Raw genomic sequence first — 25784 nt, forward strand, 5'->3', positions numbered from 1 at the left:
CGTTTTCCGTCCCCACGTCCCATCGAGCCGCGGGAGGACGTCAGGTGTCGAGCGCAGCCGAGCAGGAGGCGGTGCGGCAGCCCGCCCGGCCACCGGTCGCCGTGGGCGGCGGGGCGGCCGACGGGGCGGGCGCGTCCGTGTGGCCCGGGGCGCCGACCCCGCTGGGGGCCCGCTTCCGGGCCGGGCGCGCCGGTCCCGAGGGCGCGGCGGGCACCAACTTCGCGCTCTGGGCCGGCGGCGCCGAATCCGTCGAGCTGTGCCTCTTCGACGACGAGGGCCGCGAGACGCGCCGCCCGCTGGCCGAACTGACCCACGAGATCTGGCACGGCTTCGTGCCGGGCGTGCGTCCCGGCCAGCGGTACGGCTACCGGGTGCACGGCCGCTGGGACCCCTGGACCGGTGCCCGCTGGAACCCGGCGAAGCTGCTGCTCGACCCGTACGCGCGGGCGGTGGACGGCGAGTTCGCGCTGCCGCCCGAGGTGTACGGGCACGTCAGGGACTGGCCGCAGCAGAGCGTCGCGGACACCGTGCGCGACGACCGGGACTCGGCGCCGCACGTCCCCAAGGGCGTCGTCGTCCACGACGACGGGCCGCCGGGCGGCGCCGACGAGTGGGCGGACGACCGGCGCCCCAAGACGCCGTGGGCCGACTCGGTCATCTACGAGCTGCACGTGCGCGGCTTCACCAAACGGCACCCCGGCGTCCCCGAGGAACTGCGCGGCACCTACGCGGGCCTCGCCCACCCGGCGGCGCTCGACCACCTCGTGAAGCTCGGCGTGACGGCGGTCGAGCTGCTGCCCGTGCACCAGTTCGCGCACGAGGACCACCTGTTGCGGCGGGGCCTGCGCAACCACTGGGGCTACAACTCCGTCGGCTACTTCGCGCCGCACGCCGCGTACGCCGCGTCCGGCACGCGCGGCCAGCAGGTCGGGGAGTTCAAGCGGATGGTGCGGGCGCTGCACGACGCGGGCATCGAGGTCATCCTCGACGTGGTCTACAACCACACGGCGGAGGCGGACGAGCTGGGCCCGACGCTCTCCCTGCGCGGCATCGACAACCGGGGCTACTACCGGCTGGCCGACGACGCCCGCCGCTACAGCGACTACACCGGCTGCGGGAACACCCTGCACGTGGTGCGGCCGCAGGTGCTGCGGCTGATCACCGACTCGCTGCGGTACTGGGTGACCGAGATGGGCGTGGACGGCTTCCGCTTCGACCTGGCCGCCGCGCTGGCCCGCTCGATGCACGACGTCGACATGCTCTCGCCGTTCCTCGCGGTGATCGCCCAGGACCCGGTGCTGCGGCGGGTGAAGCTGATCGCCGAGCCCTGGGACGTGGGCGACGGGGGCTACCAGGTGGGGGCGTTCCCGCCGCTGTGGACCGAGTGGAACGACCGCTACCGGGACGCCGTACGGGACTTCTGGCGCGGCGCCCTGCCCGACGTGCGCGACCTGGGCTACCGGATCTCGGGCTCCAGCGACCTGTACGCGTGGGGCGGGCGGCGGCCGTACGCCTCGATCAACTTCGTCACCGCGCACGACGGCTTCACGCTGCGCGACCTCGTCACCTACGAGCGCAAGCACAACGAGGCCAACGGCGAGGGCAACCGGGACGGGACGCACGACAACCGCGCCTGGAACTGCGGGGTCGAGGGCGAGAGCGACGACGCCCGGATCAACGCGCTGCGGCGGCGGCAGCTGCGCAACCTGGTGACGACGCTGCTGCTGTCGACCGGGGTGCCGATGCTGGTCGCGGGCGACGAGATGGGGCGCACGCAAGGAGGCAACAACAACGCGTACTGCCAGGACAACGAGACCGGCTGGGTCGACTGGGCGCTGCTCGACGACCCGGGCTGGCGCGAGCTGGCGCGGCTCACGGCCCGGCTCACCGCGCTGCGCCACGCCCACCCCGTGCTGCGGCGCCGCGCGTTCTTCTCGGGGCGCCCGCAGGGGGCGGACGGGCTGCGGGACCTGGCGTGGTTCACGCCGCGCGGCACGGAGATGACCGAGCGGGACTGGTACGCCCCGGCCGCGACGCTGGGCTTCTACCTGTCGGGGCGGGACATCCCGGGGCGCGACGCGCGCGGCGCCCCGGTGACCGACGACAGCTTCCTGGCGGTGCTGCACGCGGCGGACCGCCCGGCGGGCTTCCTGCTGCCGGGGGCGCCGTGGGCCGAGTCGTACGAACTCCTCGTCGACACGTCCAGGGAGGAGCAGGGCGCGCCGCCCGCGACGGTGCACCGGGGCGGCGAGGCGGTGCCGGTGCCGGCGCGGGCGGTGCTGCTGCTGAGGGTGGTGCCGGGGGCGCCCTCGTCGGTCAGGACGTCTTGACGTAGCAGGTGAAGTCGCCCTTGACGATGCTGATGTCGTCTCCCGGGCCACCGCCGAGGATCTCCATGCCCTCGGCGCCCAGCGTGTAGAACGTCCCGGCGGGGCGCCCCTTGGCCGTCCAGGCGGCCGGGGCGTCGGTGTAGCGCTCCTCGCAGCGGTCCTGCGCCATCTTGTAGGCGCCGTCGAGGCCGATCCGTTCCTTGCTGGTCTCGTTGATCCTGACCTGGCCGAAGATCCGCAGGTCGTGGGCGGTCGAGCAGTCGACGCGGCGCAGCAGGGAGAAGCCCGCCAGGCCGGTGTCGTGGCCGGCGCACTCGCCCGGCTTGATCTTGGTGAGCTCGGTCAGCACCTTGCTCGCGTCCTCGGTCCGCTCCCCCGGCCGGACGCTGGGCGGGGCCTTGTGGCCGAACTCCGAGAAGGCGAGGTGCGCCTTGATCCCGGTCACGCCGTGGGTCTCGCGGTCGGTGATCAGGGCGGAGAGGTCGGCCTCCGCCCGGGTCAGCCGCCCTTGGGCGTCGAGTTCGACCTCCAGGGAGACCGGTACCGCCTCGCCCTTCGACCCCGCCCTGGGGGCGAACCCGTCGGGCACGAGGTCGGCGAACACCCCGGCCGGGGTCATGACGTGGTAGTACCGGGTGCCGTCGGACCGCTTCTCGGGCCGGGCCTCGGGGAACGAGCCGAAGACGGCGTCGGCGAGCGTTCCGCCGTACGGGGTGGTGGAACCGGCCCTCTTGGACAGCAGGGCCGCTTCCTTGGAGATGTCCCCCGCGGAGGCCGCGTACCGCAGCCAGGTGCGCTTCGCGGTGCGGTACAGCACGTCGTCGCCCTCGACGGAGTAGGACCGCCAGGCGCGGCCGTTCTCGCCGCGCAGCGCGGCGACCGCCTTCTGCGGGAAGGCGCCGGTGGTGCTCTGGACCTGGACGGCGACCGCCCGGTCCGCGCCGAAGTCCTGGCTGCCCGTGGTCCGGTCGGTCAGCTGTCCGCCGCCCTTCGCCGTGTAGACGAGCGTCGACACGAAGCGGACCGTGCCGCCGCCCTCCGTGGCCGTGCGGGCCGCGACCAGCTGGTCGGCGGGCGGCAGCGAGAAGACCGCGTTCCCCGACCCGTCCTTGCCGCCCTCGTCGCCCTTGTCGCCCTTCGTGCCCTTGCCCCCGCTGTCGCAGGCCGCCGCCCCCACGAGCAGCAGCGGTGCCAGCACCGCCGCGACGGCGCGTCCGCGCCTTCTCCCCGTCATGGTCCCCACCCTCAGTCGAACGCGGCCGCGCAGCCGCGGCCGATCAGCCGAGGATCTTACGGTCGTACGCGACCGCGACCGCGGCGGCCCGGTCCTTCGCCGCCAACTTGGCGAAAACGTGCGTGAGATGCGTCTTGACGGTGGCCCCGCCGATGAACGGCTCCCGAGCGGCCCGGAAACCCGCTGGGCGATGTTAGTGGTGAACCGTAGGCTCACTCCTGATGCCAGAAGAACATGCACCTACCAAGGACCGGTCCGCCGTCCGCATCCTGCTGCGGTTGTGGCCTTATGTGCGGCCTGTCCGCAAACGCCTCTTCACCGCCGCTCTCATCGCGATCGTGGCGTCCTGTCTGAGCCTGGTGATCCCCCTCGTCCTCAAGTGGATGGTGGACGGCCCGGTCGCGGACCGGGACCCGGACGGGGTGTGGCTGGGCGCGCTGGTCCTGCTGCTCCTCGGCATCGCCGAGGCCCTGCTCTTCGGCTTCCGGCGGTGGCTGGTGGCCCGCCCGCTGGCGGGCGTGGAGGCGGCGATGCGGGCGGACCTGTACCGGCATCTCCAGCGGCTGCCCGTCGCCTTCCACGACCGGTGGGCCTCGGGCCAGTTGCTGTCGCGCGGCACGACCGACCTGATGCTGCTCCGGCTGTTCCTGGCGTTCCCCCTGACGTTCCTGCTGGTCAACGGCGTGACGATCCTGGTGGGCTTTGTGATCCTGCTGTCCCAGCAGTGGCTGCTCGGCCTGGTGCTGCTGCTCCCCGTGGTGCCGCTGGTGATCGTCTGCTCGCTCTTCGAGTCGAAGTACGCACTGGTCGCGCGCACGGCACAGGATCAGGTCGGCGATCTGACGACGGTCGTGGAGGAGAGCGTCCTCGGCATCCGGATCATCAAGGGCTTCGGCCGGCACCGCAGCCAGTCGGAGGCGTTCCGGCAGCTCTCGGAGCGGCTGCGCGGGACAGAGCTGGGCAAGGCGAAGCTGCTCGCCGGGATCTGGGCCGTGATCACCGCGATCCCGGAGCTCGCGATCGGCGCGGCCCTGGTGCTCGGCACGGTGCAGGTGGCGGACGGCGACCTGTCGGCGGGCACGCTGGTGGCGTTCCTGTCGACGGCGCTGGCGCTGCGGTGGCCGGTGGAGTCGATCGGCTTCCTGCTGGCGATGAGCCAGGAGGCGGCGACGGCCACGGAGCGGTACTTCGAGGTGATGGACGCGCCTGAGGAGACCGACGCGGCGAAGGGCGCGGCCCACGGCGCGGCCGCCCCGGGGGCGGGTGCGGACGGCGGCGGCATCGCGTTCGAGGGCGTCTCGTTCCGGTACCCCGACGCGGCGCCGGACTCCCCCGCCGTACTGGACCGGATCGACCTGCGCGTACGCCCAGGCGAGACCATGGCGCTCGTCGGGGCCACCGGCTCGGGCAAGACCACGCTCACCGCCCTCGTGCCCCGGCTGCACGAGCTGACCGGCGGGCGGATCCTGCTCGACGGCGAGGACATCACCGCCATGGAGCGCGACCGGCTGCGCTCCCTGGTCTCCGTCGCCTTCGAGGAGCCCACGCTCTTCTCCGCGACCGTCGGCGAGAACGTCCTGATGGGCGGCGATGACGCGGACGAGGAGGCGCTGCGGCGCGCCCTGGACACCGCGCAGGCCGACTTCGCGCACCGGCTGCCGCAGGGCGTCGACACCCAGGTCGGCGAGCAGGGGCTCAGCCTCTCCGGCGGCCAGCGCCAGCGCCTCGCGCTCGCCCGCGCGGTCGTCGGACAGCCCCGCTTCCTGGTGCTCGACGACCCGCTGTCGGCGCTCGACGTGCACACGGAGGCGCTGGTGGAGGCCGCGCTGCGGCGGGTCCTCGCGGACACCACCGCGCTGGTGGTGGCGCACCGCCCGTCGACGGTGCTGCTCGCCGACCGGGTCGCGCTGCTCTCCGGCGGCCGGATAGCCGCCGTGGGCACGCACCACGAACTGCTGCGTGACAACGCCGAGTACGCCTGGCTGATGTCGGGCGCCGAGGAGGGACGCCGGGTATGACCACGACCGTGGGACAGCAGCCCGCGACCGACGGGCCCGGCCCGAACGGCCCGAACGGCCCGGACGGGCACGAGGGCGGTACGGACAGGAACAGTACGGGCGAGGGCGGGACCGCCGAGGGCGCCGGTGCCGTCGGGCCCGACGCCTTCGACCGAGACGAACTGCCCGCGCCCGAGGGCGCGACCGGCACCCTGCTGCGCTCGCTGCTGCGACCGCTGCGCGGCCGGGTCGTGCTCGCCGTGCTGTACCTGCTGCTCCAGCAGGCCGCCGCACAGGCGGGTCCGCTGCTCGTCGCGTACGCCATCGACCGCGGCGTGCCCGCGCTGCGCGCCGACGACTACGGCCCGCTGATCGCCGTCGCGACCGGCTACCTGGTCTGCTCGGTGGGCGCGGGCGTCTTCCAGTACGCCTTCATCCGCGCGTCCGCCCGGGTCAACCAGAGCGTGCTGCTGGACCTGCGGGGCCGCATCTTCCGGCACGCGCAGGCGCTGAGCGTCGACTTCCACGAGCGCTACACGTCGGGCCGGCTGATCTCCCGCTCGACCACCGACGTGGAGTCGCTGCGCGAACTGCTCAGCGAGGGGCTCCAGGAGCTGATCGGCGTCGTCCTCGCGTTCGTCTACATCAGCGCGATGCTGCTCTGGCTGGACCTCGGGCTCGGCGGGCTCGCGGTCGCCTCCTTCGTACCGCTGTACCTGCTGGTGCGGCTCTACCAGCGGCGCGCCGCGCGGATGTTCACCACGCGCTCCACCGCCATCGCCGCGGTCATCGTGAAGTTCGCGGAGACCATGAACGGCATCAGGCCGGTGCGCGCGTTCCGCCGCGAGCGGGCCAACGACGCGGAGTTCGCGAGGCTGAACGGCGTGCACGCCGGGTCGAACGGCGACGCGATGCTGGAGATGGCCCGCTACGTGGTCGGCTCCCGGCTGGTCGCCAACACCGCCGTCGCGGGGATCGTGCTGTGGGGCGCGTACCGGGTGGCGGACGGGACGCTGGAGCTGGGCGTGCTCGCGGCGGCCGTGCTGTACCTGCGGCGGCTGTACGACCCGATCGACCGGCTCGGGATGTTCCTCAACTCGTACGAGTCGGCCGCCGCCTCGCTCGCCAAGATCGCCGGACTGCTGGCCCAGGTCCCCTCGGTGCCGGAGACCGCCGACCCGAAGGAGCTGCCCGCGCGCACGGGCGACCACCCGGGGCGCGAGGTCGTCTTCGACTCGGTGCGCTTCGCGTACCGCACGGGCGGCGAGGTGCTGCCACGCTTCGACCTGACGATCCCGGCGGGCCAGACGGTGGCGGTCGTCGGCTCGACGGGCGCGGGCAAGTCGACGCTGGCCAAGCTGCTGGCGCGGTTCTACGACCCGACCGAGGGCCGGGTCCTGCTGGACGGCGCGGACCTGCGCGACCTGTCGCTGCCCGAACTGCGGCGCGGGGTGGTCATGGTGACGCAGGAGGCGTTCCTGTTCTCCGGGACGGTCGCGGAGAACATCGCGATCGGCAGCCCGGACGCGACCCGCGAGGACATCGAGCGCGCGGCGAAGGCGATCGGCGCGCACGACTTCATCACGGCCCTGCCGGACGGCTACGACACGGACGTGCGCAAGCGGGGCGGCCGCATCTCCGCGGGCCAGCGCCAGCTGGTGGGCTTCGCGCGGGCGCTGCTGGCCGACCCCGCGGTGCTGATCCTGGACGAGGCGACCAGTTCGCTGGACATCCCGGGCGAGCGCGCGGTGCAGCGGGCGCTCGACACGGTCCTGCACGGCCGTACGGCGGTGGTCATCGCGCACCGCCTGTCGACGGTGGAGATCGCGGACCGGGTGCTGGTGATGGAGCACGGCCGGGTGGTCGAGGACGGCAGCCCCGCCGAACTCACCGCGGGCACGGGCCGCTTCGCCGAGCTGCACCGGGCGTGGCGGGAGAGCGTGGTGGGCTAGTCGGAGGCGGCGCGGCCCGCCGCGAAGGCGGTGGCGAGTTCGGCCAGGAGCGGGGCGAGCGCCGGGTGGGGGTCGCGGCGCGGGGCGATCGTGTAGACGCCGCGCGTCGGGGGGTCGACGAGGGTCACGGTGCCGACGTCGGCCCGCAGCGCGCGGGTCAGCACCCCGGGGATCAGCGCGACGGCGTGGCCGGACGCGACCAGGGCCAGCTTGCCGAAGAGGTCGGCGGCGGCGAGGTCGATGCGGACGTCGGCTCCCGCGCGGGCCGCGTGCCGCCGCAGGAGCGCCGCCGAGCCGTCGTTGTCCTCCGCCCAGGTCTCGTCGGCGAGGTCCCCGATGCGTACGGGCCCCTGCCCGGTCAGCGGGTGCCCGGCGGGCAGGACGACGACCATGTCGTCCACGCCGAGGAGCCGCCGCTCGACCCGCGGGTCGTCGGGCAGCCCCGGTGGCGCGTCGGTGACGACGGCGAGGTCGAGACCGCCGTCGGCCACCCGGGGGTGCAGCTGTGCGCTCAGTGCGGGCAGCAGGCTCCAGTCGAGCGGGCCCACCCGCTCCAGCAGCCCCCGGACGGCCTCGGGGACGATCCCCGCGGCCAGCGAGGGCGTCGCGCCGACGGCCAGCGGCCGGGCCGCGGACCCGGCGGCCGCGTCCCGGGCCGCGCGCACGGCGCGGTCGGCCTCGTTGAGCGTGAGGCGGGCGTGGCGCAGGAACGCCTCGCCCGCCGGTGTCGGGCGCACGCCGCGCGCGTGGCGCTCCACCAGCTCCACGCCGAGCTGCCGTTCGAGCCCGGCGAGCTGCCGGGAGACGGCCGACTGCGTGTGGTGGAGCTCGGCGGCGGCCGCCGACAGCGACCCCAGGCGGCACACGGTCACGAAGGTCCGCCACACCGTCAGTTCCATGGCACCAGTATGACCTGCGGGTATGCGGGTCACGCAGGGCAGCCCTGCGGAATCTGCGCTTGTCGCAGGCTTCGCGGGGCAGCACGCTGACCCGCATGAGCACATCTCACTCGATCGCCGTCCTCGGCCTGGGGCGCATGGGCCACGCCTTCGCGACCCGGCTCGCCGACCAGGGTCTGGACGTCGTCGGCTGGACCAGGTCCGGCCGCGCCGGGACCGACCACCGCACGACCGACCACCGCACGACAGCCCACCCCACGGCCGACCACCCCACGGCCGAACGGCACATCGCCGACCGGCACACGGGCGTCTACCGGACGGCCGCAGACCCGAAGGAGGCCGTGGCGGGAGCCGGTCTCGTCCTGCTGGCGCTGTTCGACGGCCCGGCCTGCGAGCAGGTCCTGGACGACGTCCACGGCTCGCTGCGCACGGACGCGGTCGTACTGAACACCGGCACCGTCTCCCCCGCCGAGGCGGCGCGCCTGGCCCGGCGGATCGGCCCGGCCTACGTGCACGCCCCCGTGCTCGGCTCCGTCCCGGCGGCCGCCGCCGGCACGCTCCAGATCCTCGCCGCGGCCGATCCAGCCGCCCTGGACGTGGCCCGGCCGGTGCTGGACGCCCTGGGCACCGTACGGCTCTTCGACGACGCGGCCACCGCCGCCGCGTTCAAGCTGGTCGCCAACAGCGGCCTCGCGGGCTCCGTCGTCGCGCTGCGCGAGACGCTCCGGCAGGCGGACGCGCTCGGGCTGCCCCGCGACCGGGTCCTCGACGTCCTCGAACTCGGCCAGCTCGGCGGGCTCGTGGCCCGCAAGCGCCCCTTCCTCGCCGAGGGGGCGGACGCCGCCGCCCTGCCCGCCGACTTCACGGTCGGCGCCCTCGCCAAGGACATGGCGCTCCTCGCGGACGCGTCGGGCGTCCCCCTGCGCGGCGCGGCCCTGCCGACGGACGCCCCTGGCGGCCCCGAGGCCGACGTCGCGGCCGCCGCCACGGTTCCCGCGCCGGACGACGCCGTGCTCCGGCCGCTCCGCGCCTACGCCCGCGGACACGCCACCGGCGACCCCGCCCACTTCCGCGACGCGTTCCTGCCCACCGCGCACGTCGAGGGCGTCCGCGACGGCGCCTTCGTCTCCTGGCCCCTGGACCAGTACTGCGCCCTGTTCCCCGGCCACCCTGCCCCGGACGAACCGGCCCGCTCGCGCCGCGTCGACACCGTCGAGGTGCACGGCACCGTCGCGACCGCGACCATGACGCTCCGGCACGGCGCGGACGTCTTCACCGACGTCTTCCTGCTGGTGCGCGGCGCGGACGACCGCTGGCGGATAGCCAACAAGGCCTACCACCGCCATTCTTGACGTCCCGTCAGCCACCCTTGCCGTCCTCGCGGCTCCGCCCGTCACACGTGCGGTCCGTTCGCGGGGCGGAGCCCCTTCAGCAGGGCCAGGCTCAAGGCCGCGGCCAGGGCCATCAGGAGCGCGGCGCCCGCCGCCGCGTACGCCATGGAGTGGGTGAACGCCTCGCGGGCCGTGTCCAGCAGGGCGTGGGCCCGTGCGGCCGGGAGTCCGTCCGCGGTGGCGACCGCGCCGCCCAGGGTCTCCTTCGCCGCGTGCGGCGCGCCCGCCATGTCCCGGGAGTAGACCGCCGCGGCGATCGAGCCGAGCACCGCCATGCCCAGCGCGCCGCCCAGTTCCGTGCCCGATTCAAGGACCGCGGCGGCGGAACCGGCGCGCTCCGGCGGGGCCGCGCCCAGGGCGAGTTCGTTGGCGAGCATCATGGCGAGGACCAGGCCCGCCGCGTACACCGTGACGGCCGTCAGCACGAACCACAGCGGCGGTTCGGCGCCCAGCCGCGTCAGGGCGCAGAAGCCCGCGGCCGCGACGAGGAACCCGGCGCCCATCACCTTCGCGCGTTCGAAGCGCTTGACGAGCACGGCGCCCAGCGGGGCCGCCGCCATCGGGCCCGTCGCCGGAACCAGGCTCCAGAGCGCGGCCTCGAAGGGGCTCATGCCGAGCACGGACTGGAGGTACTGGGTGAACAGGACCGCGAAGCCGACGGTGGCCGCCATCGCGAAGAGGTTCACCAGGACCGAGCCGCCGTAGGCCCGCTGCCGCAGCAGCGTCAGGTCGACCATCGGGTCGGCGATGCGGGCCTGGCGGCGGACGAACAGCGCGCCGACGGCCAGGCCGAGGGCGACGAGCAGCAGCGGCAGCGGTTCGGGGCCGTCCTTGGCCAGCTCCTTGACGCCGTGGACCAGCGGGAGCAGCGCGGCCAGCGAGAGGAGCGCGCTGGGCACGTCGACGCGGCCCGCGGCCGCCCGTTCGGCCCGGGTGGAGCCGGGGAGCAGGACCGGCGCGAGGATCAGCAGCAGGGCCATCGCGGGCAGGTTGACCAGGAAGACCGAGCCCCACCAGAAGTGTTCGAGGAGCGCGCCGCTGACGACGGGGCCGAGCGAGATGCCGGTGGCCATCACCGTGGTCCAGACGCCGACCGCCTTGGCGCGCTGGCCCGGGTCCGCGAACAGCGTCCTGATCAGGGCCAGCGTGGACGGCATCAGACAGGCGCCGCCGACGCCGAGGAGCGCGCGGGCCGCGATGAGGCCGCCGGGGCCCTGGGCGTAGGCGGCGGCCAGCGAGGCGGCGCCGAACAGGACGGCGCCGACCGTCAGCAGGCGCCTGCGGCCCAGGCGGTCGCCGACGGCCCCCATCGTGATCAGGAGTCCGGCGAGCACGAAGCCGTACACGTCGAGGATCCACAGCTGCTGGGTGGAGCCGGGGGCGAGGTCCCGGCTGATGGCGGGGACGGCGTAGTAGAGGACCGACACGTCCATGGAGACGATCAGCAGGGGGAGCATCAGGACGGCGAGCGCGGTCCATTCGCGACGCCCGGCGCGCGGGGGCGCGGGGAGCCGAGGGCCGGGTCCCGGGTCGTGCCCGGGGCCGTGCTCGGGGTGGGTTTCCGTGGGCTTGAGCGAGGTCATGGCAGGAGCGAAGCAGCGGGGCGCGTACGGTGCAATCAGCTGCCTAGTGCACCTCGGAAGCGGCGCCAATTCACCCGTTGAATCGCGGATTTACGGTGTCATCGCGCACTAGTACACTGCCGTGCGTGACTACCGTACCGCCCTATCTGCGCATCGCCTCCGCGATCCGCCGCGACATCGAGTCGGGCAGGCTCGCCCCCGGCGCGCCCGTGCCCTCGACCCGGGCCCTCACCCGGGAGTGGGGCGTGGCCATGGCGACGGCCACCAAGGCGCTCGCCGCGCTGCGCCAGGAGGGGCTGGTGCGGCCGGTCCCCGGGGTCGGCACGGTGGTCGCCGGGAAGCGGGAGCACGGCGGCCCCGGCGGCCCCGGCGGGGCGCGGCAGGCGCCGCTGACGTGGCAGCGCGTCGTGCGGGCGGCGCTGGCGCTGGCGGACGCGGAGGGCCTGGAGAGCGTGTCGATGCGCCGGGTGGCGACCGAACTCGACACCTCGTCGATGGCGCTCTACCGGCACGTGGCGGGCAAGGGCGAGCTGGTGCGGCTGATGACGGACGCGGCCTTCGCCGAGCTGGACCTGGGCCCGTCGGTACGGCAGTGGCGGCGCGGACTCGACCTGGCGGCGCGGGAGTTGTGGGCGATGTACGGGCGCCATCCGTGGATGGCGACGGCGATGGCGGGGTTCAGCAGGCCGCAGCCGACGCCGCACACGATGCGCTACACGGAGTGGGTGCTGGGCGCGCTGCGCGACAGCGGGCTGCGCCCGCACGACATGCTGCACACGCACCTGTCCGTGCTGGCCTTCGTGCAGGGGGTGGCCCTCGCGGCGGAGTCGGAGGGCCGGGCGCGGCAGGACACCGGGATGTCGGGCGAGGAGTGGCTGGCGCACAGCGGGGCGCGGTTCGACGCGATCATCTCGGCGGGCACGTTCCCGCTGCTCGTCTCGGTCTTCCGGGCGGAGGACTTCGACCTGGACCTCACGACCCTCTTCGAGTTCGGGCTGCGCCGGACGCTGGACGGGATCGCGGTGCTCGTCGCGGACTCCGCCGGGGACGCGGCGCGCGAACTCCCCCAAGTGGGTACGGTTCACGGGGAGTCGGACAGTCGATAATCGGCCACCGGCCATACGGGGCGGTCGGACCCGCTCCGGGGACGTGCTCAACATCCCCGAAACACGGACGACTTCCGTCCGGATCTCGGAAATCTCTCGATCGACCGAATTCCCGCGCCCTCGGCAGCTTCCTGGCGTCGCGCGGTGAAACGTCCGGTTAACGAACACCGTCCTCCGTGCAGCGAACCAAAACCGGCCAACTTCTTGACGCGCTCCTGACAGGAGCTGTTCACGGCTGGCAATCTTCCCCCGTTCCTCGCTCCACCTCTGATCCGCCTGCTCCGCCAGCACTGCCCGGGACGCCCACCCAGTGTCCCGCCACCCCCCAGCAGAAGGAGTTCGCGTGAGATCCACGCCAAGCCGCCGCACCACCGCCGCCGGCGCGCTCATAGCCGCAGCGGCCCTGCTCACCGTCGGCGTACAGGCGGGCACCGCCTCCGCCGACAACGAGCGGTCGGCAGCCGCCCCGGGCATCCAGGCCGGTTCGCCGGTCAACCCGGGCGCTCTCCCCGCAAAGCTCAGCCCCTCCCAGCGCGCCGCGCTGCTCCAGGAGGCGAACGCCACCAAGGCCGCCACCGCCAAGGAGCTGGGCCTGGGCGCCCAGGAGCAGCTGGTGGTCCGTGACGTGGTCCAGGACCGCGACGGCACCACGCACACCCGCTACGAGCGGACGTATGCCGGGCTCCCCGTCCTCGGCGGCGACCTGATCGTCAAGGAGAGCAAGGCCGGGAAGACGCAGGGCGTCTTCAAGGGCTCCAAGTCGGTCCTCAAGGGCATCGACACCACCGCGGACATCGCGCCCAAGGCGGCCGAGACGCAGGCGCTCGGCGCCGCCCGCGCCGAGGGCTCCAAGAAGACCGCCGCCACCAAGGCCCCGCGCAAGGTCGTCTGGATGGCCTCGGGCAAGCCCACCCTCGCCTTCGAGACCGTCGTCGGCGGCCTCCAGCACGACGGCACGCCCAACGAGCTGCACGTCGTGACCGACGCCGCCACCGGCAAGAAGATCTACGAGTGGCAGGCCGTCGAGACCGGCACCGGCAACACCCAGTACAGCGGCCAGGTCACCCTGGGCACCGCCCCCTCGTACACGCTGACCGACACGAACCGCGGCAGCCACAAGACGTACGACCTCAAGGGCGGCTCCAGCGGCACCGGCACGCTGTTCCAGAACACCACCGACGTCTGGGGCAACGGCCAGCCGTCGAACCGCGAGACCGCGGGCGCGGACGCGCACTACGGCGCGGCCCTCACCTGGGACTACTACAAGAACGTGCACGGCCGCAGCGGCATCCGCGGCGACGGCGTCGGCGCGTACTCCCGCGTCCACTACGGCAACGCCTACGTCAACGCGTTCTGGCAGGACAGCTGCTTCTGCATGACGTACGGCGACGGCGAGGGCAACAACAAGCCGCTCACCTCGATCGACGTGGCCGCGCACGAGATGACGCACGGCGTCACCGCCGCCACCGCCAAGCTGATCTACAGCGGCGAGTCCGGCGGTCTGAACGAGGCGACCTCCGACATCTTCGCGGCGGCCGTCGAGTTCAACGCCAACAACGCCCAGGACGTCGGCGACTACCTGGTCGGCGAGAAAATCGACATCAACGGCGACGGCACCCCGCTGCGCTACATGGACAAGCCGAGCAAGGACGGCGCGTCCAAGGACTCGTGGTACCCGGGCGTCGGCAACGTCGACGTGCACTACTCGTCCGGCATCGCGAACCACTTCTTCTACCTGCTCTCCGAGGGCAGCGGCAAGAAGACCATCAACGGCGTGAACTACGACTCGCCGACCTCGGACGGCCTGCCGGTCACCGGCATCGGCCGCGCCAAGGCCGAGCAGATCTGGTTCAAGGCGCTCGCCACCAAGTTCGGCGCCTCGACCAACTACGAGCAGGCGCGCACCGGCACGGTCGCCGCGGCCAAGGAGCTGTACGGCGCCACCGCGCCCGAGGCCACCGCGGTCGAGCACGCCTGGGCCGCGGTCGCGGTCGGCTCGCGTCCCGGCGGCGGCACCCCCGGCGGCACGGTCTTCGAGAACACCACGGACGTCCAGATCCCGGACGGCGGCGCCGCGGTCACCTCGTCGGTCAACGTCACCGGCCGCACCGGCAACGCCCCGGCCTCCCTGCCGGTCACCGTGGACATCGTCCACCCCTACCGCGGCGACCTGGTCCTCGACCTGATCGCCCCGGACGGCACCGCCTACCGCCTGCAGAACTCCAGCAGCGACTCGGGCGACAACATCCAGAAGACGTTCAACGTCAACGCCTCCTCCGAGGTGGCCAACGGCACCTGGAAGCTGAAGGTCCAGGACGTCTACCGGCAGGACGTCGGCTACATCAACAGCTGGAAGCTCACCTTCCCGTAAACCGGGCCACCGCCCGGAAACGGGACGGACCGTGAGTGACTGACCGAACGGCCCCGGGGCGGCACGCTCCCCCGGGGCCGTTTCACCGCATCAGCACGCCCGCCCCCTCCCCCGTCGCCTCCGTCGGCAGCGCGGCGAGGCCCAGATCGGTGCCGGACGCGAGCAGCCGGTGCGCGGGCAGGACGCGGACGGTGTAGCCGTAGGGCCCCGTACGGTCCAGCGCCAGCGGCCCCTCGTACAGCCAGCGGCCCTCCAGGTCGGGCCCGCCGGTCGGCTTCAGCGGGAACGGCCGGCCCTCCGCGATCGCGTCGGCCTCGTCCACCCGGCCCGCGACGGCCTGCACCTCCACGTCGTCGGGCCCCAGCGCGCCGAGCGCGACGCGCACCCGCAGGGCGAGCGTGGCGCCCAGCTCCGCCGCGCCCCGCCCGTCCCCGGCCGCCACGGCCTCCACGTGGTCCACCGCGACGTACGGCCACACCGTGCGCACCCGCTCCTTCCAGAGCGCCAACTCCCGTGCGGACGCCGGGTCCAGGGCGCGGTGGGCGAGCGCGGCGGGCGCGTAGAGCCGCTCCACGTACTCCCGCACCATGCGCCCCGCGAGGACCTTCGGACCGAGCGCGGCCAGGGTGCGCCTGACCATCTCGATCCACCGGCCGGGCAGCCCCTCCTCGCCCCGGTCGTAGAAGCGCGGCGCGATCCGCCGCTCGATCAGGTCGTAGAGCGCGTTCGCCTCCAGCTCGTCCCTGCGGTCCTCGTCCAGCGCGTGCCCCTCGGCCGTGGGGATGGCCCAGCCGAAGTCCGGCTCGAACCACTCGTCCCACCAGCCGTCCCGCACCGAGAGGTTGAGGCAGCCGTTGAGCGCGGCCTTCATCCCGCTGGTCCCGCACGCCTCCAACGGGCGCAGCGGGTTGTTCAGCCAGACGTCGCAGCCCGGGTAGAGCTGCTGCGCCATCCGCATGCCGTAGTCGGGCAGGAAGACGATGCGGTGGCGCACGCGCGGGTCGTCCGCGAACCGCACCAGCTCCTGGATCAGCCGCTTCCCGCCGTCGTCCGCGGGGTGGGCCTTGCCCGCGACGACGATCTGGACGGGCCGCTCGGGGTGCAGCAGCAGCTCCATCAGCCGGTCGCGGTCGCGCAGCATGAGGGTGAGGCGCTTGTACGAGGGGACGCGGCGCGCGAAGCCGATGGTCAGCACGGAGGGGCTGAGCACCGAGTCGATCCAGCCGAGTTCGGCGTCGGCGGCGCCGCGCTGCCGCCAGGATTCGGCCAGCCTCCCGCGCACCTCGGCGACCAGCCTGGTGCGCAGGGCGGTGCGCAGTTCCCACACGTCCGCGTCCGGGATGTCGGCGACGGCGTCCCAGCGGCGGGACGAGCCGACGCTCAGCGCGTCCTCGGTGCGGCGGGCGCCGATGGTGCGGGCGCCGAGCGCGACGACCTCGGGGGCGACCCAGGTGGGGGCGTGGACGCCGTTGGTGACGGAGGTGATCGGCACCTCGTCGGGGTCGAAGCCGGGCCAGAGCCCGGCGAACATCTCGCGGCTGACCGAGCCGTGCAGCGTGGAGACGCCGTTGGCGCGCTGGGCCAGGCGCAGGCCCATGACCGCCATGTTGAAGAGGTTCGGCTCGCCGCCCGGGTACGTCTCCATGCCGAGCCGCAGCACCCGTTCGGCGTCCACGCCCGGCAGTTCGCCGTCGTCGCCGAAGTGGTGGGCGACCAGTTCGCGGTCGAAGCGGTCGATCCCGGCGGGGACGGGGGTGTGGGTGGTGAAGAGGGTTCCGGCGCGTACGGACTCCAGGGCCGCGTCGAAGCCGCAGCCGGCGCCGGACGCGGAGCCGGCCTCGACGAGTTCGCGGATGCGTTCGAGGCCGAGGAAGCCCGCGTGGCCCTCGTTGGTGTGGAAGACCTCGGGGGCCCGGTGGCCGGTGAGGCGGCAGTACGCGCGGACGGCGCGGACGCCGCCGATGCCCAGCAGCATCTCCTGGAGCAGCCGGTGCTCGCTGCCGCCGCCGTAGAGCCGGTCGGTGACGTCGCGCTCGCCCGGCGCGTTCTCCTCGACGTCCGAGTCGAGCATGAGCAGCGGCACCCGGCCGACCTGCGCCTGCCAGACGTGCGCGGCCAGCGCGCGGCCGCCGGGGAGGGCGAGGGCGATCCTGGCGGGCGCCCCGTCGGCCTCGCGCAGCAGGGTCAGCGGCAGCTCGTTGGGGTCGAGGACCGGGTAGTGCTCCTGCTGCCAGCCGTCGCGGGAGAGCGACTGCCGGAAGTAGCCGTGCCGGTAGAGGAGGCCGACGCCGATCAGCGGGACGCCGAGGTCGCTGGCGGCCTTGAGGTGGTCGCCCGCGAGGATGCCGAGGCCGCCCGAGTACTGGGGCAGGGCGGCGGCGATCCCGAACTCCGGGGAGAAGTAGGCGACCGCGTCGGGGAGTTCGGCGCCCTCCTCCTTGCGGTGCTGGTACCAGCGGGGGCCCGTGCGGTACTCGCGCAGGTCGTCGGCCGCCGCCGCCAGGCGGCGCAGGAAGTCCTCGTCCTCGGCGAGGGCCGCGAGGCGGTCGGCGGGGACGGTGCCCAGGAGGCGTACGGGGTCGTCCCCGACGGCCCGCCAGCCGTCGGGGTCGACGGAGCGGAACAGCTCCCTGGTGTCGTGGTGCCAGGACCAGCGCAGGTTGCGCGCGAGGTCGGTGAGGTCGGCGAGCGGTCCGGGGAGAACCGGGCGGACGGTGAATCGACGGATGGCCTTCACGTGTTCCACCTTCGCAGGGGGCGGACGAACGCGCCGGGGGCACGCCGCGCGGGGCGGGCCCTCGTCATCCGTCGACGGTAGTGGGCACGGCCCGTCCGCGACACGGGGCGTGCGGGCGCGCGGTCGGCGGGGCGTCACCGGCGTACCCCCGACCGCCCGGTCCACACGGGTAATTAACCGGCCATCCCGCACCCTTCCGCACCGCGATTAACGGGGCCGGTTCTTGTGTGTCTGCTTACGGTCGAGTAGTTAACAAACCACCGGATTGCCCACCCGTAGCCCGTGGGAAGGCTCCACCGACACGCACACGCCAGCAAATCCCGCACCCCACCCTCAGGTGATTCCGTGAGCCCTTTGATCGATTCCATGGATTCCGACGAAAAGAGCGGTTCGGAGAGCGGTTCGGAGAGTTCGGGCGCGCGGACCGGCCCCCCTCCGCGCCCCCTCGGCCGCATTCCCGTGCTCGACGTCCGCCCCGGCCCCGCCCTCCCCGGGCACCCCGCCAAGGCCGTGCCGGGCGAGACGTTCCAGGTCTCCGCGACGGTCTTCCGCGAAGGGCACGACGCCGTCGCGGCCAACGTCGTGCTGCGCGACCCCGACGGGCGCCCCGGGCCCTGGACGCCCATGCGGGAGCTGGCGCCCGGGACCGACCGCTGGGGCGCCGACGTGACGCCGACGTCCCCGGGCCTGTGGACGTACGCGGTCGAGGCGTGGAGCGACCCGGTCACGACCTGGCGGCGCGCCGCGGGCGTCAAGGTCCCCGCGGGCATCGACACCGCACTCGTCCTGGAGGAGGGCGCCGTCCTCCACGAGCGCGCCGCCGAAGGCCTCCCGGAGGAGGACCGGGCGCCCCTGCGCGCCGCCGCCGCCGCGCTGCGCGACCCCGCGCGCCCCGCGCCCGCCCGCCTCGCCGCCGCGCTGACGCCGGAGGTCGACGCGGTGCTCGCGCGCCGCCCCCTGCGCGAACTGGTGTCCGCATCGGAGGAGTTGCCGCTGCGCGTGGAGCGGGAGCGGGCGCTGTACGGCGCGTGGTACGAGCTCTTCCCCCGCTCCGAGGGCGCCCGCGTCAAGGACGGCAGGACCGTGCCCGGCACGCTGCGCACCGCGGCCGACCGGCTGCCCGCCGTCGCCGCGATGGGCTTCGACGTGGTCTACCTGCCGCCCGTCCACCCCATCGGCACCTCCCACCGCAAGGGCCCCAACAACTCGCTCTCCGCGGGCCCCGACGACCCCGGCGTGCCCTGGGCGATCGGCTCGGCCGACGGCGGGCACGACGCGCTCCACCCGGACCTCGGCACCTTCGAGGACTTCGACGCATTCGTGGCGCGCGCCGCCGGTCTCGGCCTGGAGGTCGCGCTGGACTTCGCGCTCCAGTGCTCGCCCGACCACCCGTGGGTGGAGAAGTACCCGGAGTGGTTCCACCACCGGCCGGACGGTTCCATCGCGTACGCCGAGAATCCGCCGAAGAAGTACCAGGACATCCATCCGATCGCCTTCGACCGGGACATGCCGGGGCTGATCGCCGAGACGGTCAGGTTGCTGCGCTTCTGGGCGGGGCACGGCGTGCGCATCTTCCGCGTCGACAACCCACACACCAAGCCGGTGGTCTTCTGGGAGCGGGTGCTGGCGGAGGTCGGCCGCACCGACCCCGACGTGCTCTTCCTGGCCGAGGCGTTCACCAGGCCCGCGATGATGCACACGCTGGCGAAGATCGGCTTCCACCAGTCGTACACGTACTTCACCTGGCGCAACACCAAGCGGGAGCTGACCGAGTACCTCACCGAACTGACCGGCGAGAGCGCCTCGTACATGCGGCCGAACTTCTTCGTGAACACCCCCGACATCCTGCACGCCTACCTCCAGCACGGCGGGCGCCCGGCCTTCGAGGTCAGGGCCGTGCTCGCGGCGACGCTCTCGCCGTCCTGGGGGGTGTACGCGGGGTACGAGCTGTGCGAGAACACCCCGCTCAGGGAGGGCGGCGAGGAGTACCTGGACTCGGAGAAGTACCAGATCAAGGTCAGGGACTGGGCGGGCGCCGAGCGCGCGGGGCGCACCATCGCACCCCTGATCACCAGGCTCAACCGGCTGCGCCGCAGGCATCCGGCCCTGCGCAGGCTGCGCCCGCTGCACTTCCACGACGCGGACAACGACGCGGTCGTCGCCTACAGCAAGCGGGTGGGGTCGAGCACCGTCCTGGTGGTCGCCAACCTCGACCCCCACCACACCCAGGAGGCGACGGTCTCGTTGAACATGCCGCAACTCGGCCTCCAGTGGCACGAATCCGTGCCGGTGCGCGACGAGCTCACCGGCGATACCTACCACTGGGGCAGGGCCTTCTATGTGCGCCTAGAGCCGGGCGTCACGCCCGCGCACATCGTCGCCCTGCGACCGTCCTCACCGATCGGAGGGTCACCCACACCATGATCGTCAACGAGCCCGTCCAGGACACCTTCGAGGACACCCCGGCCAAGGACCGGGACCCCGACTGGTTCAAGCGCGCCGTCTTCTACGAAGTACTGGTCCGCTCCTTCCAGGACAGCAACGGCGACGGCATCGGCGACCTCAAGGGCATCACCGCCAAGCTGGATTACCTGCAGTGGCTCGGGATCGACTGCCTGTGGCTGCCGCCGTTCTTCAAGTCACCGCTTCGGGACGGCGGTTACGACGTCTCGGACTACACGGCCGTGCTCCCCGAGTTCGGCGACCTCGCCGACTTCGTGGAGTTCGTGGACGCCGCGCACCAGCGCGGCATGCGCGTGATCATCGACTTCGTCATGAACCACACCAGCGACCAGCACCCGTGGTTCCAGGCGTCCCGCAGCGACCCCGACGGGCCGTACGGCGACTACTACGTCTGGGCGGACGACGACAAGCAGTACCAGGACGCCCGGATCATCTTCGTCGACACGGAGACCTCCAACTGGACCTTCGACCCGGTCCGCAAGCAGTACTACTGGCACCGCTTCTTCTCGCACCAGCCGGACCTCAACTACGAGAACCCGGCGGTGCAGGAGGAGATCGTCTCGGCGCTGCGGTTCTGGCTGGACCTGGGGATCGACGGCTTCCGGCTGGACGCCGTGCCGTACCTCTACCAGCGCGAGCGGACCAACTGCGAGAACCTCCCCGAGACCCACTCCTTCCTGAAGCGGGTCCGCAAGGAGATCGACGCGCACTACCCGGACACGGTGCTCCTCGCGGAGGCCAACCAGTGGCCGGAGGACGTCGTCGACTACTTCGGGGACTACGCGGCCGGCGGCGACGAGTGCCACATGGCGTTCCACTTCCCGGTGATGCCGCGGATCTTCATGGCGGTGCGCCGGGAGAGCCGCTATCCGGTCTCCGAAATCCTCGCCAAGACCCCGGCCATTCCCTCCAGTTGCCAATGGGGCATCTTCCTCCGGAACCACGACGAGTTGACGCTCGAAATGGTCACGGACGAAGAGCGCGACTACATGTACGCGGAATATGCCAAGGACCCGCGGATGCGCGCGAACATCGGCATCAGGCGGCGCCTCGCCCCGCTCCTGGACAACGACCGCAATCAGATCGAACTGTTCACGGCACTGCTGCTGTCCCTGCCCGGATCGCCCATTCTGTATTACGGCGACGAGATCGGAATGGGCGACAACATCTGGCTCGGCGACCGGGACGCCGTACGCACCCCGATGCAGTGGACGCCCGACCGGAACGCGGGGTTCTCCTCCAGCGACCCGGGACGGCTCTACCTCCCGACGATCATGGACCCGGTCTACGGCTACCAGGTCACCAACGTCGAGGCGTCGATGGCGTCGCCCTCCTCGCTGCTGCACTGGACCCGGCGGATGATCGAGATCCGCAAGCAGAACCCGGCCTTCGGGCTCGGCTCGTACACCGAGCTGGCCTCGTCGAACCCGGCCGTGCTCGCCTTCCTGCGGGAGTACGGCGACGACCTGGTGCTGTGCGTGCACAACTTCTCGCGCTTCCCGCAGCCCACCGAACTCGACCTGCGGGCCTTCGACGGGAGGCACCCCGTCGAGCTCATCGGCGGCGTGCGCTTCCCCGCCGTCGGAGAACTGCCCTACCTGCTGACCCTCGCGGGTCACGGCTTCTACTGGTTCCGGCTGAGGAAGGACAGCACCGCGGGCTGACGGAGCGACCGCGCGGAGCGGGCACCGCCGGACGGATCCACCGATCGCTCGGATTCCGCCGTTTCCACCGTTCCGCGCGGGGCACTTGGCCCCTCTGGACCCATGTCCGCCCCCACCCGTTCCCGCGCACCACCGGACAGCGACCGCCGCAATCCGGGACACTCCGCGCCTTTCGAGATGTACCCGGGGAAAGGACGCGACGCCATGTCGGAGACCGCCTCCACCCGTCCCCCCGTAGCCCTGCCCCCCACCCTCCTCCCGTCCCTCGCGCCACTGCTCCACGAATGGCTCCCCCGGCAGCGCTGGTTCGCCGGGAAGGGCCGCCCCGTCACCGGATTCACGCTGGTCGCGGCCACCGAACTGCTGCCCGTCGGCCGGGGCGGGACCCCGGGCCTGCTGCACCTCCTCGTCCGCGCCGCGCAACCCGCGCCGCCCGTGCGGCCCCCGGCGGCGCCCGACTGCTACCAGCTCTTCATCGGCGTGCGCGACCCGCTGCCGCCGCGCCTGGCCCCCGCGCTCATCGGGCACCCCGCCGAAGGACCGCTCGCCGGGCGCGCCGTCTACGAGGGCCTGCGCGACCCGAAGGTCGCCGCCCTGCTCCTGGAGCGGCTGCGCACCCCCGGGCGCACCGGCCCGCTGCGGTTCGCCCTCGCGGACCGCGCGACCGTCCCCGGCGGGCTCGCGGCCCGCCTCCTGGACGCCGAGCAGTCCAACACCTCGCTGGTCTACGGCGACGCGTACATCCTCAAGGTGCTGCGCCGGGTGCAGCCGGGCACCAACCCCGACCTGGAGCTGCCGCTCGCGCTCGCCGGCCAGGGCTGCCGCGAGGTCCCCGCGCCCGTCGCCTGGTTCGAGGCGGACTGCGGGCGCGAACCCTGCACCCTGGGCGTGTTCCAGCCGTTCCTGCGCGGCTCGCGGGACGGCTGGCTGCTCGCCGGGCGGGCGCTCGACGCGGGCCGCGACTTCACCGCGGAGGCCGCCGCGCTCGGCCGGGCCACCGCGCGCGTGCACACCGCGCTCGCCGCGGCCCTGCCCACGACGACGCTGGGCCGCGCGCAGGTGCGGATGCTGGCGGCCGGCTTGACCGCGCGGCTGGCCGCCGCCGCGCAGGCGGTGCCCGCGCTCCAGCCGTACGCCCCCGCGCTGCGCACCGGATACGACCGGCTCGAAGCGCTCGGCGAACGGGGCCGCGCCTGGCGGGCCCAGCGCGTCCACGGCGACCTGCACCTCGGGCAGACCCTGCGCACGCCCGACGGCGGCTGGGCGCTCATCGACTTCGAGGGCGAGCCCGCGCGCCCGCTGGCCGAGCGGCGCGGCCCGCAGCCCCCCGCGCGCGACGTCGCCGGAATGCTGCGGTCCTTCGACTACGCCGCCCGCAGGGACCACACCTGGCACCAGGAGTGGTCCGAGCGGTGCAGGACCGCGTACTGCGCGGGGTACGCGGAGGCGTCCGGAACCGATCCGCGCGACGAACCGGAACTGCTGCGCGCGTACGAGACCGACAAGGCCGTGTACGAGGTGCTGTACGAGGCCCGCAACCGGCCCGACTGGCTCCCGGTCCCGATGGCGGCGGTGCGCCGCCTGGCGGGCGCCGCCGACGGGGCCCCGACGCCACGGCACTGACCCACACCCCCCTCCCACTCCCGAGGAGACCCCTCCCGTGACTCCGCGCAAGCGCACGCCGTCCGACACCTCCCAGACGGCGCCGGCCGACCGGGTCAAGTCCGGTACGCCGCCGCCCCGTACGGCCGCCGCCCCCGGGGGCGGACCCGCGCCCCGGCGCACCGCGAAGGTCCCCCCGCCCGCGCGCGGGAGGACCCCGGCGGTCCGCAGCGCCACCGCGCCCCCGCTGGACGGCGCCGACCGGGCCCGGCTGCTCGCGGGCGAGCACCACGCCCCGCACGCGCTGCTGGGCGCGCACCCGGTGGAAGGCGGCGTCGCGTTCCGGGTGCTGCGCCCGTACGCGCAGGGCGTCGAGGTCGTCGCGGACGGGCTGCGGGCCGCGCTGCGCGACGACGGCGACGGCCTGTTCTCCGGCGCCTTCCCGCTGGCCGGCGTCCCCGCCGCGTACCACCTGCTGGTCACCTACGACGGCGAGGAGTTCGAGGTCGACGACCCCTACCGGTTCCTGCCCGCGCTCGGCGACCTCGACCTGCACCTGATCGGCGAGGGGCGGCACGAGGAGCTGTGGCGGGCGCTCGGCGCGCGGCCCCTCACCCACCAGGGCGTGCGCGGCACCCGGTTCGCCGTGTGGGCGCCGAACGCGCGCGGCGTGCGGCTCGCCGGCGACTTCAACCTCTGGGACGGCAGCGGGTACCCGCTGCGCTCGCTCGGCTCATCGGGGGTGTGGGAGCTGTTCGTGCCGGACGTAGGCGAGGGCGCGCGCTACAAGTACGACATCACCCGGCCCGACGGCAGCCACACGCTGCGCGCCGACCCGATGGCGCGGCGCACCGAAGTCCCGCCCGCCACCGCGTCCGTGGTCGCGGACGACCACCACGTGTGGCGCGACGCCCAGTGGCTGGCGAACCGGGCGGCGCGCCCCGTGCACGAGGCGCCGTTCTCGGTCTACGAGGTCCACCTGCCGTCCTGGCGACCGGGCCTGACGTACCGTCAACTCGCCGACCAACTCCCGGCGTACGTCTGCGACCTCGGGTTCACCCACGTCGAGCTGATGCCGGTCGCCGAGCACCCCTTCGGCGGCTCCTGGGGCTACCAGGTCACCGGCTTCTACGCGCCGACCGCCCGCATGGGCACGCCCGACGACTTCAGGTTCCTGGTCGACGCGCTGCACCGGGCGGGCATCGGGGTGCTGATGGACTGGGTGCCCGCGCACTTCCCGCGCGACGACTGGGCGCTCGCGGAGTTCGACGGGCGGCCGCTGTACGAGCACGAGGACCCGGCGCGCGCCGCCCACCCCGACTGGGGCACGCTCGAATTCGACTACGGGCGCCCCGAGGTGCGCAACTTCCTCGTCTCCAACGCCACTTACTGGTGCGAGGAGTTCCACATCGACGGGCTGCGGGTGGACGCCGTCGCCTCGATGCTCTACCTGGACTACTCGCGCGAGCACGGCGAGTGGACGCCCAACGCGCACGGCGGGCGGGAGAACCTGGACGCGGTCGCCTTCCTCCAGGAGATGAACGCCACCGTCTACCGCCGCAACCCGGGCGTCGTGACGATCGCCGAGGAGTCCACGGCCTGGGACGGCGTCACCCGCGCCACGCACCACACGGGCGCGGGCGGCTTCGGCGGGCTGGGCTTCGGACTGAAGTGGAACATGGGCTGGATGCACGACTCGCTGGGCTACGCGGCCAAGGAGCCGGTGCACCGCAAGTACCACCACCACGAGATGACCTTCTCGATGGTGTACGCGTACAGCGAGAACTACGTGCTGCCGATCTCGCACGACGAGGTGGTGCACGGCAAGGGCTCGCTGGTGAACAAGATGCCCGGCGACTGGTGGCAGCGGCGCGCGAACCACCGCGCCTACCTGGGCTTCATGTGGGCCCACCCGGGCAAGCAACTCCTCTTCATGGGGCAGGAGTTCGCACAGGGAGCCGAGTGGGCGGAGCGCCACGGCCCCGACTGGTGGCTGCTCGACCCCTCGTACTCCGCCGAGCCCGACCACCGGGGCGTGCGGGACCTGGTGCGCGAGCTGAACGCGGTGTACTCGGCGACGCCCGCGCTGTGGCAGCGGGACACCGACCCTTCGGGGTTCGCCTGGATCGAGGGCGACGCCGCCGAGGACAACGTGTTCGCGTTCCTGCGGTACGACGCCCAGGGGGCGCCGCTGCTCGCGGTCTCCCACTTCTCGCCCGTGGTGCGGCACGAGTACCGCCTGGGCGTGCCGTCCGACGTCCCGGCGTGGCACGAGGTGCTGAACACCGACGAGGCGCGGTACGGCGGCGGGGACGTGCGCAATCCGGAGCCGCTGAAGCCGGAGTCGGTGCGGTCGCACGGGCGGGAGGCGAGCGTCCAGCTGACGCTGCCGCCGCTGGCGACGGTGTGGCTGGCGCCGGGGGCGTGAGGGCGCCCGGGGTGTGCGGGCGCCCGG

At 73.5% G+C, this 25784-nt stretch carries 14 protein-coding genes and 1 pseudogene; 10 read left to right on the top strand and 5 right to left on the bottom strand.

The window, feature by feature from the left end:
• Nucleotides 1-44: 44 nt before the first annotated feature.
• The gene (glgX, locus tag ACIBNE_RS16205; protein ID WP_399271893.1) at nt 45-2330 is read left to right on the top strand and encodes a glycogen debranching protein GlgX; all 2286 of its coding nucleotides are present in this window, start codon (nt 45-47) and stop codon (nt 2328-2330) included.
• Here glgX and ACIBNE_RS16210 read toward each other — a convergent pair.
• Both ACIBNE_RS16210 and ACIBNE_RS16215 read right to left on the bottom strand, forming a co-directional pair.
• Nucleotides 2317-3564, bottom strand: a complete 1248-nt coding sequence (locus tag ACIBNE_RS16210; protein WP_399271895.1) for a hypothetical protein — start codon at nt 3562-3564, stop codon at nt 2317-2319. The genes glgX and ACIBNE_RS16210 overlap by 14 nt on opposite strands.
• Nucleotides 3565-3607: 43 nt before the next feature.
• A pseudogene (locus ACIBNE_RS16215) lies at nt 3608-3733 on the bottom strand (LuxR C-terminal-related transcriptional regulator); the annotation flags it as partial.
• A 52-nt stretch (nt 3734-3785) separates the two neighbouring features.
• Here ACIBNE_RS16215 and ACIBNE_RS16220 point away from each other — a divergent pair.
• Together ACIBNE_RS16220 and ACIBNE_RS16225 are read left to right on the top strand one after the other, a co-directional pair.
• Complete coding sequence (locus ACIBNE_RS16220) at nt 3786-5582, top strand: ABC transporter ATP-binding protein (protein WP_399271897.1); 1797 nt, start codon at nt 3786-3788, stop codon at nt 5580-5582.
• A complete protein-coding gene (locus ACIBNE_RS16225) occupies nt 5579-7513 on the top strand; it encodes an ABC transporter ATP-binding protein (protein ID WP_399271899.1) in 1935 nt (644 codons plus the stop codon). The genes ACIBNE_RS16220 and ACIBNE_RS16225 overlap by 4 nt, the downstream gene beginning before the upstream one ends.
• Here ACIBNE_RS16225 and ACIBNE_RS16230 read toward each other — a convergent pair.
• Nucleotides 7510-8412: a LysR family transcriptional regulator gene (locus tag ACIBNE_RS16230; protein ID WP_399271901.1), complete on the bottom strand. Its 903-nt coding sequence runs from the start codon at nt 8410-8412 to the stop codon at nt 7510-7512. The genes ACIBNE_RS16225 and ACIBNE_RS16230 overlap by 4 nt on opposite strands.
• A 95-nt stretch (nt 8413-8507) precedes the next feature.
• On the opposite strand from ACIBNE_RS16230, the gene ACIBNE_RS16235 reads away from it, so the two are divergent.
• Nucleotides 8508-9764 carry a nuclear transport factor 2 family protein gene (locus ACIBNE_RS16235; protein ID WP_399271903.1) on the top strand — a complete coding sequence of 419 codons (1257 nt, stop codon included), beginning with the start codon at nt 8508-8510 and terminating at the stop codon, nt 9762-9764.
• Nucleotides 9765-9805: 41 nt separating this feature from the next.
• Here the strand turns inward: ACIBNE_RS16235 and ACIBNE_RS16240 are convergent, their stop codons facing one another.
• Complete coding sequence (locus ACIBNE_RS16240) at nt 9806-11260, bottom strand: MFS transporter (protein ID WP_399272937.1); 1455 nt, start codon at nt 11258-11260, stop codon at nt 9806-9808.
• A gap of 251 nt (nt 11261-11511) precedes the next feature.
• Between ACIBNE_RS16240 and ACIBNE_RS16245 the strand changes: the two genes are divergently transcribed.
• Nucleotides 11512-12492 (top strand): TetR/AcrR family transcriptional regulator C-terminal domain-containing protein, encoded by a 981-nt coding sequence (locus ACIBNE_RS16245; RefSeq protein ID WP_399271905.1) that lies wholly within the window; start codon nt 11512-11514, stop codon nt 12490-12492.
• A gap of 343 nt (nt 12493-12835) precedes the next feature.
• Nucleotides 12836-14863, top strand: coding sequence for a M4 family metallopeptidase (locus ACIBNE_RS16250; protein WP_399271906.1), 2028 nt, complete (start codon nt 12836-12838; stop codon nt 14861-14863).
• An 82-nt stretch (nt 14864-14945) separates the two neighbouring features.
• Here the strand turns inward: ACIBNE_RS16250 and glgP are convergent, their stop codons facing one another.
• Entirely contained in the window at nt 14946-17600 is a 2655-nt protein-coding gene (gene glgP, locus ACIBNE_RS16255) for an alpha-glucan family phosphorylase (protein WP_399271908.1), read from the bottom strand.
• A 366-nt stretch (nt 17601-17966) separates the two neighbouring features.
• On the opposite strand from glgP, the gene ACIBNE_RS16260 reads away from it, so the two are divergent.
• The 4 genes from ACIBNE_RS16260 to glgB all read left to right on the top strand — a co-directional run bounded on the left by ACIBNE_RS16260 (nt 17967) and on the right by glgB (nt 25757).
• Complete coding sequence (locus ACIBNE_RS16260) at nt 17967-20024, top strand: maltotransferase domain-containing protein (protein ID WP_399271910.1); 2058 nt, start codon at nt 17967-17969, stop codon at nt 20022-20024.
• Nucleotides 20021-21727, top strand: coding sequence for a maltose alpha-D-glucosyltransferase (gene treS, locus ACIBNE_RS16265; RefSeq protein WP_399271912.1), 1707 nt, complete (start codon nt 20021-20023; stop codon nt 21725-21727). Before ACIBNE_RS16260 ends, treS begins: the two co-directional genes overlap by 4 nt.
• Nucleotides 21728-21931: 204 nt before the next feature.
• Nucleotides 21932-23350 carry a maltokinase gene (locus ACIBNE_RS16270; RefSeq protein WP_399271914.1) on the top strand — a complete coding sequence of 473 codons (1419 nt, stop codon included), beginning with the start codon at nt 21932-21934 and terminating at the stop codon, nt 23348-23350.
• 37 nt (nt 23351-23387) lie between these two features.
• Nucleotides 23388-25757 (top strand): 1,4-alpha-glucan branching enzyme, encoded by a 2370-nt coding sequence (gene glgB / locus ACIBNE_RS16275; RefSeq protein WP_399271916.1) that lies wholly within the window; start codon nt 23388-23390, stop codon nt 25755-25757.
• Nucleotides 25758-25784: the final 27 nt, after the last annotated feature.

It is taken from the genome of Streptomyces sp. NPDC050504, from assembly GCF_044458065.1.
Lineage (GTDB): Bacteria > Actinomycetota > Actinomycetes > Streptomycetales > Streptomycetaceae > Streptomyces.